At 66.7% G+C, this 15,338-nt stretch carries 13 protein-coding genes and 1 riboswitch; of the genes, 7 read left to right on the top strand and 6 right to left on the bottom strand.

All coding sequences use genetic code 11. From position 1 onward, the window contains the following. Positions 1-155 precede the first annotated feature (155 nt). Positions 156-386: a hypothetical protein gene (locus tag K0O64_RS06915; protein WP_071947177.1), complete on the top strand. Its 231-nt coding sequence runs from the start codon at positions 156-158 to the stop codon at positions 384-386. Here the strand turns inward: K0O64_RS06915 and K0O64_RS06910 are convergent. Continuing rightward, positions 383-1,186 carry an exodeoxyribonuclease III gene (locus K0O64_RS06910; RefSeq protein ID WP_071947178.1) on the bottom strand — a complete coding sequence of 268 codons (804 nt, stop codon included), beginning with the start codon at positions 1,184-1,186 and terminating at the stop codon, positions 383-385. The two genes, K0O64_RS06915 and K0O64_RS06910, sit on opposite strands and share 4 nt — an antisense overlap. 51 nt (positions 1,187-1,237) lie before the next feature. Here K0O64_RS06910 and K0O64_RS06905 point away from each other — a divergent pair, with 51 nt between their 5' ends. Next, positions 1,238-2,077 (top strand): epoxide hydrolase EphH, encoded by an 840-nt coding sequence (locus K0O64_RS06905; protein ID WP_096310495.1) that lies wholly within the window; start codon positions 1,238-1,240, stop codon positions 2,075-2,077. 82 nt (positions 2,078-2,159) lie between these two features. On the opposite strand, the gene K0O64_RS06900 is transcribed toward K0O64_RS06905, so the two are convergent. Then, complete coding sequence (locus K0O64_RS06900) at positions 2,160-4,385, bottom strand: NADP-dependent isocitrate dehydrogenase (RefSeq protein ID WP_071947180.1); 2,226 nt, start codon at positions 4,383-4,385, stop codon at positions 2,160-2,162. A 176-nt stretch (positions 4,386-4,561) separates the two neighbouring features. Further along, positions 4,562-4,680, top strand: a riboswitch (SAM riboswitch). Positions 4,681-4,723: 43 nt separating this feature from the next. On the opposite strand from K0O64_RS06900, the gene K0O64_RS06895 reads away from it, so the two are divergent. Genes K0O64_RS06895 through K0O64_RS06885 form a run of 3 tightly spaced genes read left to right on the top strand, consistent with a single transcriptional unit; the run spans position 4,724 to position 7,949 of the window. Then, positions 4,724-6,073 carry a bifunctional o-acetylhomoserine/o-acetylserine sulfhydrylase gene (locus tag K0O64_RS06895; RefSeq protein WP_071947181.1) on the top strand — a complete coding sequence of 450 codons (1,350 nt, stop codon included), beginning with the start codon at positions 4,724-4,726 and terminating at the stop codon, positions 6,071-6,073. A gap of 11 nt (positions 6,074-6,084) precedes the next feature. Beyond that, positions 6,085-7,218 carry a homoserine O-acetyltransferase MetX gene (gene metX, locus K0O64_RS06890; protein ID WP_096310493.1) on the top strand — a complete coding sequence of 378 codons (1,134 nt, stop codon included), beginning with the start codon at positions 6,085-6,087 and terminating at the stop codon, positions 7,216-7,218. A gap of 5 nt (positions 7,219-7,223) precedes the next feature. Continuing rightward, complete coding sequence (locus tag K0O64_RS06885; RefSeq protein WP_425574753.1) at positions 7,224-7,949, top strand: class I SAM-dependent methyltransferase; 726 nt, start codon at positions 7,224-7,226, stop codon at positions 7,947-7,949. On the opposite strand, the gene K0O64_RS06880 is transcribed toward K0O64_RS06885, so the two are convergent. The 4 genes from K0O64_RS06880 to K0O64_RS06865 form a co-directional block, all read right to left on the bottom strand. Then, positions 7,933-9,441, bottom strand: a complete 1,509-nt coding sequence (locus K0O64_RS06880; RefSeq protein WP_096310491.1) for an FAD-dependent oxidoreductase — start codon at positions 9,439-9,441, stop codon at positions 7,933-7,935. The two genes, K0O64_RS06885 and K0O64_RS06880, sit on opposite strands and share 17 nt — an antisense overlap. Continuing rightward, a complete protein-coding gene (locus K0O64_RS06875; protein WP_071950043.1) occupies positions 9,438-10,046 on the bottom strand; it encodes a TetR/AcrR family transcriptional regulator in 609 nt (202 codons plus the stop codon). The genes K0O64_RS06880 and K0O64_RS06875 overlap by 4 nt, the downstream gene beginning before the upstream one ends. Positions 10,047-10,179: 133 nt before the next feature. Continuing rightward, entirely contained in the window at positions 10,180-10,485 is a 306-nt protein-coding gene (locus K0O64_RS06870) for a DUF3017 domain-containing protein (RefSeq protein WP_425574752.1), read from the bottom strand. A gap of 20 nt (positions 10,486-10,505) precedes the next feature. After that, entirely contained in the window at positions 10,506-11,354 is an 849-nt protein-coding gene (locus tag K0O64_RS06865; RefSeq protein WP_071947185.1) for a bifunctional methylenetetrahydrofolate dehydrogenase/methenyltetrahydrofolate cyclohydrolase, read from the bottom strand. 69 nt (positions 11,355-11,423) lie between these two features. Between K0O64_RS06865 and K0O64_RS06860 the strand changes: the two genes are divergently transcribed. Both K0O64_RS06860 and K0O64_RS06855 read left to right on the top strand, forming a co-directional pair. Further along, complete coding sequence (locus K0O64_RS06860) at positions 11,424-12,623, top strand: NADH:flavin oxidoreductase (protein ID WP_071947186.1); 1,200 nt, start codon at positions 11,424-11,426, stop codon at positions 12,621-12,623. Between the two features lie 37 nt (positions 12,624-12,660). Beyond that, positions 12,661-15,234, top strand: a complete 2,574-nt coding sequence (locus K0O64_RS06855) for an ATP-binding cassette domain-containing protein (protein ID WP_071947187.1) — start codon at positions 12,661-12,663, stop codon at positions 15,232-15,234. Positions 15,235-15,338 lie beyond the last annotated feature (104 nt).

The following is a 15,338-nucleotide window of genomic DNA, read 5'->3' as shown; positions in this document are numbered from 1 at the left end:
GTCAGAAGCGCTGGCGGCGCGCTGCGAGCAAAAAGCCGAACACAGCTGTCCCCCGATCGGTGGACACGAAAAGCGGCCATTGAGCGGATCGACTGGAGTGTGGTGAGCGCGAATGATTTGAGTCAGACCGAACGACTTGAGAAAGAGGCAACACGATGACCACGAACCGCTTCAAAGCCCTCATCGCCGCCCCCGCCATCGCCGCCGCCGTCTTGGGCGGCGCCGCCCTCACCCTCGCCGGACCGGCGAGCGCCACGACCACCTTGAACGACTACTCGCCGTACGCGGACAGTTCCACAACCGGCAACTTCTACGCCCCGACCACCTACGCCACCCCGGCCACCACTTACGTCCCGTGGGGCGCGTGGATCAACGGCAGCTACTAGCCGAACTCGACGGTCACCGGCGCGTGATCGGACCACCGCAGCGCATACAGCGCCGGCTTCTCGACACGGGCGGCCAGCGTCCGCGCGGCCAGGCCCGCGGTAGCCAGGTGGTAGTCGATGCGCCAGCCGGCGTCGTTGTCGAACGCCTTACCCCGCCACGACCACCAGCTGTACGGACCGGCGACGTCCGGGTGCATCTGGCGCATGACGTCCACCCAGCCCGAGTCGAGCAGATCGCTGAGCCACTGCCGCTCGCTGGGGAGGAACCCGGCCTTCTTGACGTTGGCCTTCCATGCCTTCAGATCCGCCTCACGATGACAGATGTTCCAGTCGCCACAGATCACCGCGTCGCGGCCGTCGGCGGTCAACTCCGCCATTCGCTTGGCCAGCGCGGCCATGAATCGTTCCTTCTCGAGCTGACGGTCAGTACCGGCTTCGCCGGTATGGACGTAGACGCTGGCCACGGTGTGGCCGCTCGCCAGGTCGGCCTCGACGTAACGTCCGTGTAGCTCGAATTCGGTTGCGGCCAAACCGATCCGGACCGCATCGAACGGTGTGCGGGACAGGATCGCGACCCCGCTGCGGCCCTTCAGGTGTGGGGCCGCCGACGCCAGGTGCCAGCCGTCGGCCAGCGCCGGGGCCAGCGCCTCGGCGATCTGCTCGTCGTCGGAGCGGGTCTCCTGCAGGCACACCACATCGGAGGTGGTGTCAGACAGCCACGCCAGCAGGCCGAGGTTCTCCTCCGAACGCTGGCGCACAGCGGCGCGGACGCCGTTGACATTGATGGTGGTCACGATCACGGTGGAAAACCTATCTTGCGATACCGGCGGTATCACCTTTACGGTCGGGGTGTGGCGACCCGCGAATCCATTCATCTCGGTGCTGGCGAACCGATCCTTCTCCTGCACCCGTTCATGATGTCCTCCTACGTCTGGTCTGACGTCGCACCCGCGCTGGCCGACACCGGCCGCTTCGAGGTGTTTGCGCCGTCGATGGCAGGCCACAACGGTGGCCCGCGCAACCGGTCGTGGATCCTGGACTCGAAGACCCTCGCTGACCATGTGGAGCGCCAGCTCGACGGCCTCGGCTGGGACACCGCGCACATCGTCGGCAACTCGCTCGGCGGGTGGGTGGCCTTCGAACTCGAGCGACGCGGACGGGCCCGGACCCTGACCGGAATCGCCCCTGCCGGTGGCTGGCACCGCTGGTCACCGGTGAAGTACGAGATCGTCGGCAAGTTCGTGGCGGGCCTCCCGGTCTGGCTGACCGCCCGGCTCCTGGGCGAGCGGGCGATGCGACTGCCCGGCGTCAAGGCCGCCGCGACCGTGCCGATCAGCGCCACCCCGAAAGGGGTGACCGAGGTGCAGCTGCTGGAAATCCTCGACGACGTCACCCACTGCCCGGCCTACTACCAGCTGCTCATCAAGGCTCTGCTGATGCCGGGGCTGATGGAGCTCACCGAGCTGTCGGTGCCCACGCACCTGGTGGTCTGCGAACGTGACCGGGTGCTGCCGCATCCGCGGTTCACCAACCACTTCCACAAGCACATCCCGGAACTCACCAAGGTGACGCATCTCGATGGCGTCGGGCACATCCCGATGTTCGAGGCGCCGGAGCGCATCACAAACCTCATCAGCGAGTGGGTCGACGCCCACGTCCCGCCGGTCCGGCAGGTGAATCCTGCCGGCTGACGGCTATCCGGAATTGAGTGAGAGCCCACGCAGGAAACGGTCGAGTAGACCTCTGCGAGAGCGCTCACTCAAAGCATGAATGTCAGCTGAGCGCCTCGTTGAACGTCTTGCTCGGCCGCATCACCGACGTGGTCTTCTCCCGGTCCGGGTAGTAGTAACCACCGATGTCGACCGGGTTGCCCTGCACCTCGTTGAGCTCGGAGACGATGGTCTCCTCGTTCTCGGCGAGGGTCTTGGCCAGCGGCGCGAAATGCTCGGCGAGTTCTTTGTCCTCGGTCTGCTCGGCGAGCGCCTTCGCCCAGTACAGCGCGAGATAGAACTGGCTACCGCGGTTGTCCAGCTCGCCGGCCTTGCGTGACGGACTCTTGTTCTCGTTCAACAACTCTCCGACGGCCGTGTCCAGCGTGTCGGCCAGCACCTTGGCCTTGGGGTTGTCGGTCTTGTTGCCCAGATCCTCAAGGCTCGCGCCGATCGCGAGGAACTCACCGAGCGAATCCCAGCGCAGGTGGTTCTCCTCCACCAGCTGGCTGACGTGCTTGGGCGCCGAGCCGCCGGCCCCGGTCTCGTACAGCCCGCCACCGGCCATCAGCGGCACGATCGAGAGCATCTTGGCGCTGGTGCCCAGCTCCAGGATCGGGAACAGGTCGGTGAGGTAGTCACGCAGGATGTTGCCGGTCGCGGCGATGGTGTCCTGGCCGCGGATGACGCGCTCGAGGGTGTACCGCATGGCCCACACCTGCGGCAGGATCGTGATGTCGAGGCCCTCGGTGTCCTCTTCGGCGAGGTAGGCCTTCACCTTCTTGCGCAGCTCGTTCTCGTGCGGGCGCTCGTCGTCGAGCCAGAACACCGTCGTCATGCCGGACAGTCGGGCCCGGTTGACGGCCAGCTTGACCCAGTCCCGGATGGGCGCGTCCTTGACGATCGGCATGCGCCAGATGTCGCCCTCTTCGACGTCCCACGACAGCAGCACCTCACCGGTGTCGACGTCGACGATGTCGGCGACGCCGTCGACCGGGATCTCGAAGGTCTTGTCGTGGCTGCCGTACTCCTCGGCCTTCTGCGCCATCAGACCGACGTTGGGAACGGTGCCCATCGTGGTCGGGTCGAACTGCCCGTGGGTCTTACAGAAGTTGATCATCTCCTGGTACATGCGGGAGAACGTCGACTCCGGGTTGACGGCCTTGGTGTCCTTGGTGCGGCCGTCGGCGCCGTACATCTTGCCGCCGAGCCGGATCATCGCCGGCATCGAGGCGTCCACGATCACGTCGGACGGCGAATGGAAGTTCGAGATGCCCTTGGCCGAGTCCACCATCGCCAGCTCCGGCCGGTGCTCATGGCATTTGTGCAGGTCTTCGATGATTTCTTCCCGCTGCGACGCCGGCAGCGACTCGATCTTGTCGTACAGGTCGGACAGTCCGTTGTTGACGTTGACACCGAGTTCGTCGAACAGCTTGCCGTGCTTGGCGAACGCGTCCTTGTAGAAGACCTTGACCGCGTGGCCGAACACGATCGGGTGGCTGACCTTCATCATCGTCGCCTTGACGTGCAGGGAGAACATCACGCCGGTCTTGTAGGCGTCGTCGATCTCCTTCTCGTAGAAGTCGATCAGCGCCTTCTTGCTCATGAACATGCTGTCGATGACGTCGCCGTTGTCGAGCTTGACCTCGGGCTTGAGCACGATCGGCTCGCCGTTCTTCGGGGTCAGCACCATCTTGACGGTCCGGTCCCTGTCCAGGGTCATCGACTTCTCACCGTGGTAGAAGTCGCCGCCCTTCATCGTCGCCACGTGGGTGCGCGACGCCTGCGACCACTGCCCCATGCTGTGCGGGTGCTTCTTGGCGTACTCCTTGACCGCCTTGGGGGCGCGCCGGTCTGAGTTTCCTTCGCGCAGAACCGGATTCACCGCGCTGCCGAGAATCTTGCCGTAGCGCTGGCGGATCTCTTTTTCCTCGTCGGTCTTCGGGTCACCCGGGAAGTCCGGCAGGTCGTAGCCCTTGGCCTTGAGTTCCTTGATCGCGGCGACCAGCTGCGGTACCGAAGCGCTGATGTTGGGCAGCTTGATGATGTTGGCGCTCGGGTCCTGGGTCAGCTCGCCGAGCTCGGCGAGGTTGTCCGGCACCTTCTGCTCGTCGGTCAGCCGGTCGCTGAACTCGGCGAGGATGCGCGCGGCCACCGAGATGTCACTGGTCTTGACGTCGATGCCGGCCGCCTCGACGAACGTGCGGAGCACCGGCAGGAATGCGTACGTCGCCAACAGCGGCGCCTCATCGGTAAGCGTGTAGATGATGGTGGGCTTCTCGGCGCTCATGTGCTGTTGTCTCCTGGGCGTTCAGGTGCGGTGGCGGCTATCAGTATCCCGTCGCTTCCGACGCTACGTGATCGCGGTTGACGGATCCGCGCAGAGGTCTACGTCACAGTGCATACCCGTGCTGCAACCGATATCCCGCTGGCCTCGTGTTACGGAGGTGCGCTACGCTTTGTCTCGGTCATGAGTGCCAGCATCAAGCCCCGGCTTGCTGGCCGGCAACCCTCCAACCGCGGTGGGGTGCTCCGGGTGAAGACCAGGTTGAGTAGTCGATAGCGGCTACCGGCAAGCGCGGGTCCGCACGTGACGGGCCCCCAGACACAGATGGAGGTTCGTTTCCCGTGAGCACGCCAGATACCGAAGACCCGACCGCTACCTGGTCTTTTGAGACCAAGCAGATCCACGCCGGGCAGACTCCGGACGTCGCGACACACGCCAGGGCGCTGCCGATCTATGCGACGACGTCGTACACGTTCGACAACACCGACCACGCCGCCGCACTGTTCGGGCTGGCCGAGCCGGGCAACATCTACACCCGGATCATGAACCCGACGCAGGACACCGTCGAGCAGCGGATCGCGGCCCTCGAAGGTGGCGTGGCCGCCTTGTTCCTGGCCTCCGGTCAGGCCGCGGAGACCTTCGCGATCCTGAACATCGCCGAGGCCGGCGATCACATCGTGTCTTCTCCCCGGCTGTACGGCGGCACCTACAACCTCCTGCACTACACGCTGCCCAAGCTGGGCATCGAGACGACGTTCGTCGAGAACCCCGACGACCCGGAGTCGTGGCAGGCGGCGGTCCGGCCGAACACCAAGGCGTTCTTCGGCGAGACGATCTCCAACCCGCAGATCGACATCCTGGACATCCCGGCGGTCTCGAAGGTGGCGCACGACAACGGCGTACCGCTGATCGTCGACAACACCATCGCGACGCCGTACCTGATCCAGCCGATCGCCCACGGCGCCGACATCGTGGTGCACTCGGCGACCAAGTACCTGGGCGGCCACGGCACCGCGATCGCCGGCGTGATCGTCGACGGCGGCACGTTCGACTGGACCAGCGGCAAGTTCCCCGGCTTCACCACCCCGGACCCCAGCTACCACGGTGTGGTGTTCGCCGACCTCGGCGCGCCCGCCTACGCGCTCAAGGCGCGGGTCCAGCTGCTGCGTGACCTGGGCTCGGCGGCGTCTCCGTTCAACGCCTTCCTGATCGCCCAGGGCCTGGAGACGCTGAGCCTGCGGATCGAACGCCATGTGTCCAATGCGCTGAAGGTCGCCGAATACCTGGCCGGCCATGACGATGTGGTGTCGGTCAACTACGCGGGGCTGCCGACCTCGCCGTGGTACGAACGTGGAAAGAAGTTGGCGCCCAAGGGAACCGGCGCGGTGTTGGCCTTCGAGCTGGCCGGCGGCGTCGAGGCCGGTAAGGCATTCGTCAACGCACTCACATTGCACAGCCACGTCGCGAATATCGGCGACGTGCGGTCGCTGGTGATCCACCCGGCGTCGACCACCCACCAGCAGCTGTCCGCCGAGGAGCAGCTGGCCACCGGTGTCACCCCGGGCCTGGTGCGGCTGGCCGTCGGCCTCGAGGGCATCGACGACATCCTGGCCGATCTGGAGCGCGGCTTCGCGGCCGCCAAGTCCATCTCGGATGGGCAAGCGGATCCCCGTGCTGTGGCGGCCTTTTGAGTGAGCCTGACATGACTATCTCGGATGAACGTTTGATCGCCCTGCCCGCCGAAGGCGAGATCGGCGTCGTCGACATCGGCCCGCTGGAGCTCGAATGCGGCGAGGTGCTCGAGGACGTGTCGATTGCGGTGCAGCGCTGGGGTGAGCTCTCCCCCAATCGTGACAACGTCGTCGTCGCGCTGCACGCGCTGACCGGCGACTCGCATCTGACCGGACCGGCCGGCCCGGGCCACCCCACCCCGGGTTGGTGGGACGGCGTCGCCGGCCCCGGCGCTCCGATCGACACCGACCGCTGGTGCGCGGTGGCCACGAATGTGCTGGGTGGCTGCCGGGGCTCGACCGGACCGAGCTCGCTGGCCCGCGACGGTAAGCCCTGGGGTTCGCGGTTTCCGATCATCACGGTGCGCGATCAGGTCAACGCCGATGTCGCGGCGCTGGCCGCGCTCGGCATCACCGACGTCGCCGCGCTCGTCGGCGGGTCGATGGGCGGCGCGCGTGCGCTGGAGTGGATGGTCGGTTACCCCGACCGGGTGCGGGCCGCGCTGGTGCTGGCCGTCGGCGCGCGGGCTACCGCCGACCAGATCGGAACCCAGAGCACCCAGATCGCGGCCATCAAGGCCGATCCGAACTGGCAGGGCGGCGACTATCACGGCACCGGCCGCAATCCCGACACCGGTTTGCAGCTGGCCCGCCGGTTCGCTCACCTCACCTACCGCGGTGAGGTCGAACTGGACAGCCGATTCGGCAATGCCGCCCAAGACGACGAGGACACCCTGGCCGGCGGCCGCTACGCCGTGCAGAGCTACCTGGAATACCAGGGCGCCAAGCTGGTCAACCGGTTCGACGCGGGCAGCTACGTGACGCTGACCGAGACGCTCTCGAATCACGACGTCGGGCGCGGACGCGGTGGGGTGGCCGCTGCCCTGGGGTCGTGCCCGGTACCGACCGTGGTCGGCGGGATCACCTCTGACCGGCTCTACCCGCTGCGGCTGCAGCAGGAGCTGGCCGGGCTGCTGCCGAACTGCTCGGGGCTCAACGTGGTCGACTCGATCTACGGCCACGACGGCTTCCTCGTCGAGACCGAAGCCGTGGGCGCGCTGATCCGTCAGACACTCGATTTGGCCGAAGGTTCCCGCACCCCGTGACCGAGTTGGGGCGGGAACGATCACTGTCCTTCGGGTCCGAGGCCGCCGCCTATGAGCGCGGACGCCCGTCGTATCCGCCGGAGGCCATCGACTGGCTGTTACCGCCCGGTGCACGCGACGTGCTGGACCTGGGTGCCGGCACCGGCAAGCTGACGACCCGCCTGGTCGAGCGCGGCCTGGATGTGGTGGCCGTGGACCCGCTGGCCGAAATGCTGGAGTTGCTCAGCTCGGCGCTGCCCGACACCCCCGCGCTACTGGGGACCGCCGAGCAGATCCCGTTGCCGGACAACAGCGTTGACGCGGTTCTGGTGGCGCAGGCCTGGCATTGGTTCGATCCGGAGCGGGCGGTCGCCGAGGTGGCCCGGGTGCTCCGTCCGGGCGGACGACTCGGCCTGGTGTGGAATGCCCGGGACGAACGACTGGGCTGGGTCAAGGATCTCGGGCGCATCATCGGTCATGAGAACGCCCAATTCAACGACAGCACAACGCTTCCCGAGCCGTTTGTCGATATCGAGCACCATCGTGTGGAGTGGACTAGTTATCTGACGCCCCAGGCGCTGATCGACCTGGTGGCCTCCCGCAGCTACTGCATCACCTCGCCGGCGGACGTGCGCACCCAGACCCTCGACGAGGTGCGCAACTTACTGAACACGCATCCCGCACTGGCGAACTCGACCGGCCTGGCGCTGCCGTACATCACGGTGGGTATCAGGGCTACGCTGGCTGGTTGAACCACCGGCGCAGAGCCGTATGCAGGTTGTGCCAGTCTCGCTGCTCGAATTCGTCTGCGGCCCAGGCAACATAGCCGTCGGGCCGGATCAGGATGGCGGCCGGGCCACCGCTCAACTGCCCTTCCGCGATGTCCAGGCGTTGCGCCCAGGGGTGTGCGGTGGACGCGACCGCACCGCCGCACAGGTCGAGCAGCACCGGCCGGGCATCGTGCAGCAGACTCGCCACCCGGCGCCCGTCGTCGAGCGTCAGGTCCGGTACCAGGTAGCCGGACAGCGGGTGGTCGTCACCGACGTCGTAACGGACATCGGAGCCGGCCAGCAGCGCCGCCATCTGGGCGGTGACCTGTGGAACGGCGAGAAGCTCAGTGAAAAGCTTTCTGAGCTGGGCAATTTCGGGGCCAGGCGCCATCAACGCGATCTGCGACATCGAGTGCATCATCACCCGCTCCCCGACCGGATAGCGCTCGGCGTGATAGGTGTCGAGCAGAGCATCGGGTGCGGTCCCCTTGACGACAGCGGCAAGCTTCCAACCGACATTGAAGACGTCCTGCATACCCAGGTTCAGCCCGGGTCCACCCATCGCGCTGTGCACGTGAGCGGCGTCCCCGACCAGGATCACCCGGCCGGATCGATAGCGCTCGGCCTGACGGGTGTTCTGTCCGTTGATGCGCCGCAGAGCGTGCGGGCCAGGCCCCTGGGGCTCGTCCACCCGCAGTTCAGTACCGAGCACGCGTGTCAGGCTGTCGCGGAGTTCATCGAGCGACATGGGCTCCTCGACATCTGTCGACGTGCCATATTCCATGGTGCCCACCAGAGAGCGGTCCGCCTCGAACGGTGCATAGATCACCATGCCGCGATCGAACCTGTTGTGGCCAAAGGCCACTCGTCCAAAGCCCGGGACGTCCAGACCACCGTCGGCTCGCCGGTATTCGTCGGGCACCACCACGTGTGCCAGCCGGGCGACCGTCGGCGACGTCGTGCCGGGGAAGTCGATTCCGACGCTCTTGCGCACCAGGCTGCGGCCGCCGTCAGCACCTACCAGGTACGACGTGGTCTCGGTGTAGACACCGGATTCGGTGGCGATCGTCAGTCGGACACCGTCGTCGGATGCGTCCAGCCCGGTGAGTTCGTGACCCCAGCGGACTTCGATGCCGAGCTCTCGCGCACGTTCAAGGAGGAAGCGAACCAGCTTCGGCTGCGAAATCGCCATCGCGTACATCGGGTTGGCTTCCATGCCGGCGAAATCCAACGCCATGCCAGAGAAGATCCACCCCGCGGCCGGCTGCGGCGGGTCGTCAACCCCGGCGAACCTGGTATAGAGCCCGCGCATGTCGAGCATCCGAACGACTTGCCCGACAAGGCCGTTGGCCTTCGGCTCATCGCTGGGCCCGGGCAGCGCATCGAGAACGACTGGAGTGACGCCGGCCAGGGCCAGTTCGCAGGCCAGCATCAGACCGTTGGGTCCGGCACCAGAGATGACGACGTCGTTCATGACGACTTCCTTTTCGGTTCGGGCAGTCCGGCGACAACGTCGGCGAAGCCGCGGCGCATCAGGCCGACGATCGGAACCGGTGGGTCGGACGTGATGTAGGTGTCCATGGCGGCTTCCGCGACCGCACGAATGCTGGCGGCGACCAGGCGGGGATACATGTCGCGCACGGGGTCGGTGCCGGTGCGTTCGGCGATCGCCTCGATCCACTCACCCATCAGGTTGTTCGCCAATGCATTACGCACTTCGATGGCCATGCTCAGTTCGACGAGCTGATCCAGCTGCTTGCGCGTCGGTGCGAAGTCCTCGCCCATCTCGGCGACCAGTGGTTCGAGCACCGACCCGGTGATCGCCGTCCACAACGGGTCCTCGGCCGGCCACTCACGAAAGGAGTTCAGGCTGCGACGCATTCGCTCGATTTGACGGTACGCGATGGCCTCGTACTTGCCTGCGAAGTAGTTGTTGAAGGTGCGCAGGGAGACCCCGGCGCGTTCGGCGATGGCCTCGCGAGTGACGTTGTCCATCCCGCGCTCGAAGGCCAGGTGCAGCGCGGCATCACTGAGTGCCCGGCGCGTGTCGGCCTTCTTGCGCTCGCGCAATCCATCCATGGCCACACCGTACGCCTAAAGTTGCACACCGTGCAAGATTGCCCGTCGGGCAAAGATAGGGTGCGTCGACACTGCAGTTGTTTGCACCCCTTCTCGGGCGATGCGTACAACTTCTGCAGTTTCGGCGCGGGATCTAGCTGGTACCCAGCGGGTCGATCGTCGAGGCGACGTACACCATGATCACGCAGACCGTCGTCATCGTCGCGAAGTCGACGCCCCGCGACCGCACCACCAACAGGCCTGCGCGATCCTCGGTGAGCACCAACCGCAGCGCGGCGGCCACCCCCACCGCGATGCCGATCAACAGCGAGCCACGCCGCCAGAAACCGGCGGCGACGAGCACGAAGGCGACCACGAAGATCACCCCGACGGCCAGGATCGGCCACTGCGAACGCACCACGCACCCGGTGAAGGCGACCGCCTCCGCACGGGTGGGCAGTCGGCGCCTCGCGCGAGCCGTCACTGTGCGGCTTCGGCCAGTTCGACGACGTTGGTCAGCAGGAAGGCCCGGGTCAGCGGACCGACCCCGCCCGGATTCGGCGACACATGGCCCGCGACGTTCCAGACGTCGGGATGAACGTCACCGGTGAGCTTGCCCTCCACCCGGCTCACGCCCACATCGACGACCGCCGCACCGGGCTTCACCATGTCGGCTTTTAGCATGTGCGGCACCCCGACGGCGGCGACGATGATGTCGGCCTGGCGGGTCAGTTCCGGCAGGTCGCGAGTTCCGGTGTGGCACAAGGTGACTGTGGCATTCTCACTGCGACGGGTGAGCAACAGGCCAAGCGGCCGACCGACCGTCACACCGCGGCCGATGACCACCACGTGCGCGCCGGCGATCGGCACGTCGAAGCGGCGCAGCAGGTGGACGATGCCGCGCGGCGTGCACGGCAGCGGGGCGGCCTTACCCAGCACCAACCGGCCCAGGTTGGTGGGATGCAAGCCGTCGGCGTCCTTATCCGGGTCCACCCGCTCCAACGCGGCGTTCTCGTCGAGATGCCGCGGCAGCGGCAGCTGCACGATGTAGCCGGTGCACTCGGGATTGGCGTTGAGTTCGTCGAGGGTGTCGTCGAGCTGTGCCTGGCTGACGTCGGCGGGCAGGTCCCGGCGGATCGAGGTGATCCCGACCTTCGCGCAGTCGGAGTGCTTGCCCTTGACGTAGGCGTGCGAACCAGGGTCATCGCCGACCAGGACGGTGCCCAGCCCCGGAGTGCGTCCGGCGGCGGTCAGCGCCGCCACACGATCCTTCAGATCGACAAAAATCTCGTCACGGGTGAGCTTGCCGTCCAAGCTGATAGCGACCACGGACCGTATTGTTCCATTGACCGAACTCGGTCGTTGACAGCACTGTTCAGAGCGTGGTCAGCTGCGGATATGAACAGTGCGCCAGATGTGTTCAGCCCGGCCACACTCGGCCCCATCACGCTGCGCAACCGCACCATCAAATCGGCCACCTTCGAAGCCCGCACCCCCGACGACGTGGTCTCCGATGACCTGATCGCTTTCCACCGAGCCATCGCAGCAGGCGGCATCGGCATGACGACCGTCGCCTACACCGCGGTCAGTCAGGGCGGCCGCACCAACGGCGGCCAGATCTGGATGCGACCGGAAGCGGTTCCCGGCCTGCGGCGCCTCGCCGACGCCGTGCACGCCGAAGGCGCGAAGATCAGCGCGCAGATCGGCCACGCCGGCCCGGTGGCGAACGCCCGCTCGAACAAGGCGACCGCGCTGGCCCCGGTCCGCTTCTTCAACCCACTGTCGATGAAGTTCGCCAAGCACGCCACCCGCGATGACATCAACAACGTCATCGCCGCCCACGCGGCGGCCGCCCGGTTCGCCATCGACTCCGGCTTCGACGCCGTCGAGATCCACCTCGGCCACAACTACCTGGCCAGCTCCTTCCTCTCGCCGATGATCAACCGGCGCAACGACGAGTTCGGCGGGTCGCTGGAGAACCGGGCCAAGGTCGCCCGCGGCATCGTGATGGCCGTCCGCCGCGAGGTCGAACGACTCGGACCGGCCCCGATCGCAGTGACCGCCAAGCTCAACATGGCCGACGGGGTCCGCGGTTCAATCCAGATCGAGGAATCCCTGCAGACCGCGAAATGGCTCGAGTCCGACGGCGGCCTGGACGCCATCGAACTCACCGCAGGCAGCTCGCTGCTCAACCCGATGTACCTGTTCCGCGGCGACGCCCCGGTGAAGGAATTCGCCGCGGCGCAGAAATGGCCGCTGAACTGGGGCATGCGCATGACCGGCAAGAAGTTCATGCGCGAATACCCCTACCGGGAGACCTATCTGCTGCGCGACGCCGAGCAGTTCCGCAAGGAACTGAAAATGCCGCTGATCCTGCTCGGCGGTATCACCAACCGCGAGAGCATGGACCGCGCGATGGCCGAAGGCTTCGAGTTCGTGGCGATGGGCCGCGCGCTGCTGGCCGAACCCGACCTGCTCAATCGCATCCAGGCCGACGGCGACGCGCACTCGGTGAAGTCGCTGTGCACGCACTGCAACAAATGCATGCCGACCATCTACTCGCGCACCCTGTGTGTGGTGACCGGCGGTCCTGCCTGACGGGCCGACGGGGCCGTTACCGATAGAGTTGGTCTCGATGACTCGACCAGCCGCGCCCGATCTGACAGTTCGGTACGACGGGTCGGAGCGTACTTTCGCCGCAGGGCATGACGTCGTGGTTGGCCGCGACCTCCGTGCCGACGTGCGAATCGCCCACCCCTTGATTTCTCGCGCCCATCTGGTGCTCCGTTTCGACCACGGCCGATGGATGGCCATCGACAACGGCTCGCTGAACGGCATGTTCGTGCACGGCCGGCGAGTGCCGTCGGTCGACATCAGCGACGGCCTGACCGTCAACGTCGGCAACCCCGACGGACCGCCGATGAGTTTCGGCCTCGGTCGCCATCAGGGGTCGGTGGGCCGACCGCCACAGACGTCCGGGGTGCGGATGTCCGCGCCGCCGTCGTCACCGTCCTGGCCGGCGAACCCGAGCCGTGGTTCGTCGACGGCCCAACACTGGCCGCCCCCGTTGTCGCAGGCTCAACCCGCCCACCAGCCGCCGGCATATCCGACCAGCGGCTCGCGGGCGCAGCCGACCTACCACCCGCCCGCCGCGACGGGACCGATGGGATCCACGCCCGCGGCGCCGACGCAGATGCGCCCGGCGGTCGGCAAGCCCGCACAGTCGTCGTCGAATCTTGCGACGTCCATGCTGAAGATCCTGCGCCCCGGCGCACCGAGCGATGTGCCGCCGGGCGGGATCAAGATCGGCCGCGCGACCGACAACGACATCGTCATCCCCGATGTGCTGGCCTCGCGCCACCACGCCACGCTGATCCCGACGCCGGGCGGCACGGAGATCGTCGACAACCGCAGCATCAACGGCACGTTCGTCAACGGCAGCCGGGTCGACACCGCGATGCTGAACGAGGGCGACACCGTCACGATCGGCAACATCGACCTCGTCTTCGCGGGCGGCACACTGGCCCGGCGCACCGAGACCGAGGCGGCCACCGCGACCGGCGGCCTGGACGTGCGCGCCGTGACGTGGACGATTGAGAACAACAAGACGCTGCTGGACAACATCTCGCTGACCGCGCGCCCCGGCACGCTGACCGCGGTGATCGGTCCGTCCGGTGCGGGCAAGTCGACGTTCGCGCGACTGGTCGCCGGCTACACCCATCCGACAAGTGGCACAGTCACTTTCGAGGGTCACAACATCCACGCCGAGTACGCCTCGCTGCGCTCCCGGATCGGGATGGTGCCCCAGGACGACGTGGTGCACGGGCAGCTGACCGTCAACCAGGCGCTGATGTACGCCGCCGAACTGCGGCTGCCGCCGGACACCAACAAGGAGGACCGCCAGCAAGTGGTGGCCCAGGTGCTCTCCGAGCTGGAGATGACGCAGCATCAGAACACTCGGGTGGACAAGCTGTCCGGCGGTCAGCGCAAGCGCGCCTCGGTGGCCCTCGAACTGCTGACCGGCCCGTCGCTGCTGATCCTCGACGAGCCGACATCGGGTCTGGACCCGGCGCTGGACCGTCAGGTCATGACGATGCTGCGCCAGCTGGCCGACGCCGGCCGCGTCGTGCTGGTGGTCACGCACTCGCTGACCTATCTCGACGTGTGCGATCAGGTGCTGCTGCTTGCCCCCGGCGGCAAGACCGCGTTCTGCGGGCCGCCCAGCCAAATCGGCCCGGCGATGGGCACCACCAACTGGGCCGACATCTTCAGCACGGTTGCCGGGGATCCCGACGCCGCGTATCAGCGTTATCTGCAGCAGACCGGGCCGACTCCGCCGCCGCCACCGGTGGAGACACCGTCGGCGATGGGCGAGCCGACGCACACGAGCCTGCTGCGCCAGTTCTCGACGATCGCCCGCCGCCAGCTGCGGCTGATCGTCTCCGACCGGGGTTACTTCGCGTTCCTGGCGATGCTGCCGTTCATCATGGGTGTGCTCTCGCTGTCGGTGCCCGGCACCGTCGGCTTCGGGGTGCCCAATCCGATGGGTGACGCGCCCAACGAGCCGGGCCAGATCCTGGTGCTGCTCAACGTCGGGGCGATATTCATGGGCACCGCGCTCACGGTGCGCGACCTGATCGGTGAACGCGCGATCTTCCGCCGAGAACAGGCGGTCGGGTTGTCGACCACGGCCTACCTGCTCGCGAAAGTGTGTATCTATGCGGTGTTCGCGATCGTGCAGTCCACGATCGTCACCGCGATCACGGTGGCGGGCAAGGGCGGTCCGACGCAGGGATCGCTGACGTTCCTGAGCCCGACGATGGAGCTGTTCGTGGTGATGGCCGCGACGACGGTCACCGCGGCGATGGTGGGCCTGGCGCTCTCGGCGTTGGCCAAGTCCAACGAGCAGATCATGCCGCTGCTGGTGGTCGCGGTCATGAGCCAGTTGGTGTTCTCCGGCGGCATGATTCCGGTGACCGGCCGGCTGGTGCTCGATCAGCTGTCCTGGATCACGCCGGCTCGCTGGGGCTTTGCGGCGTCGGCCTCGACCATCGACCTGATCAAGCTGGTGCCCGGCCCGCTGACGCCGAAGGACCGGCATTGGGAGCACACCGCGTCGGCGTGGTGGTTCAACATGGGCATGCTGGGAGTGCTGTGCCTCGGGTATCTGTCGCTGGTGCGGTGGAAGATCCGGCTCAAGGGCGCGTAGGGCTGCTGAGACCAGCCCGACCACACTGAGTGAGAACTCACGCAGACAAATCGTGAGTAGATCCCTGCGAGACTTCTCACTGAATGCAGCTGCTGGTCTGGACG

The sequence above is a fragment of the Mycolicibacterium pallens genome, from assembly GCF_019456675.1.
In the GTDB taxonomy this organism is placed as follows: domain Bacteria; phylum Actinomycetota; class Actinomycetes; order Mycobacteriales; family Mycobacteriaceae; genus Mycobacterium; species Mycobacterium crocinum.
The sequence above is the reverse complement of the archived record's forward strand: the minus strand, read 5'-3'. Positions and strand labels throughout refer to the sequence as shown.

What these genes read in the sequence shown, in the direction of transcription:
- K0O64_RS06915 (WP_071947177.1), top strand. Translation starts at nt 156, where the DNA reads ATGACCACGAACCGCTTCAAAGCCCTCATCGCCGCCCCCGCCATCGCC.
- K0O64_RS06855 (WP_071947187.1), top strand. Translation starts at nt 12,661, where the DNA reads ATGACTCGACCAGCCGCGCCCGATCTGACAGTTCGGTACGACGGGTCG.
- K0O64_RS06900 (WP_071947180.1), bottom strand. Translation starts at nt 4,385, where the DNA reads ATGAGCGCCGAGAAGCCCACCATCATCTACACGCTTACCGATGAGGCG.
- metX (WP_096310493.1), top strand. Translation starts at nt 6,085, where the DNA reads ATGACTATCTCGGATGAACGTTTGATCGCCCTGCCCGCCGAAGGCGAG.
- K0O64_RS06880 (WP_096310491.1), bottom strand. Translation starts at nt 9,441, where the DNA reads ATGAACGACGTCGTCATCTCTGGTGCCGGACCCAACGGTCTGATGCTG.
- K0O64_RS06875 (WP_071950043.1), bottom strand. Translation starts at nt 10,046, where the DNA reads ATGGATGGATTGCGCGAGCGCAAGAAGGCCGACACGCGCCGGGCACTC.
- K0O64_RS06860 (WP_071947186.1), top strand. Translation starts at nt 11,424, where the DNA reads ATGAACAGTGCGCCAGATGTGTTCAGCCCGGCCACACTCGGCCCCATC.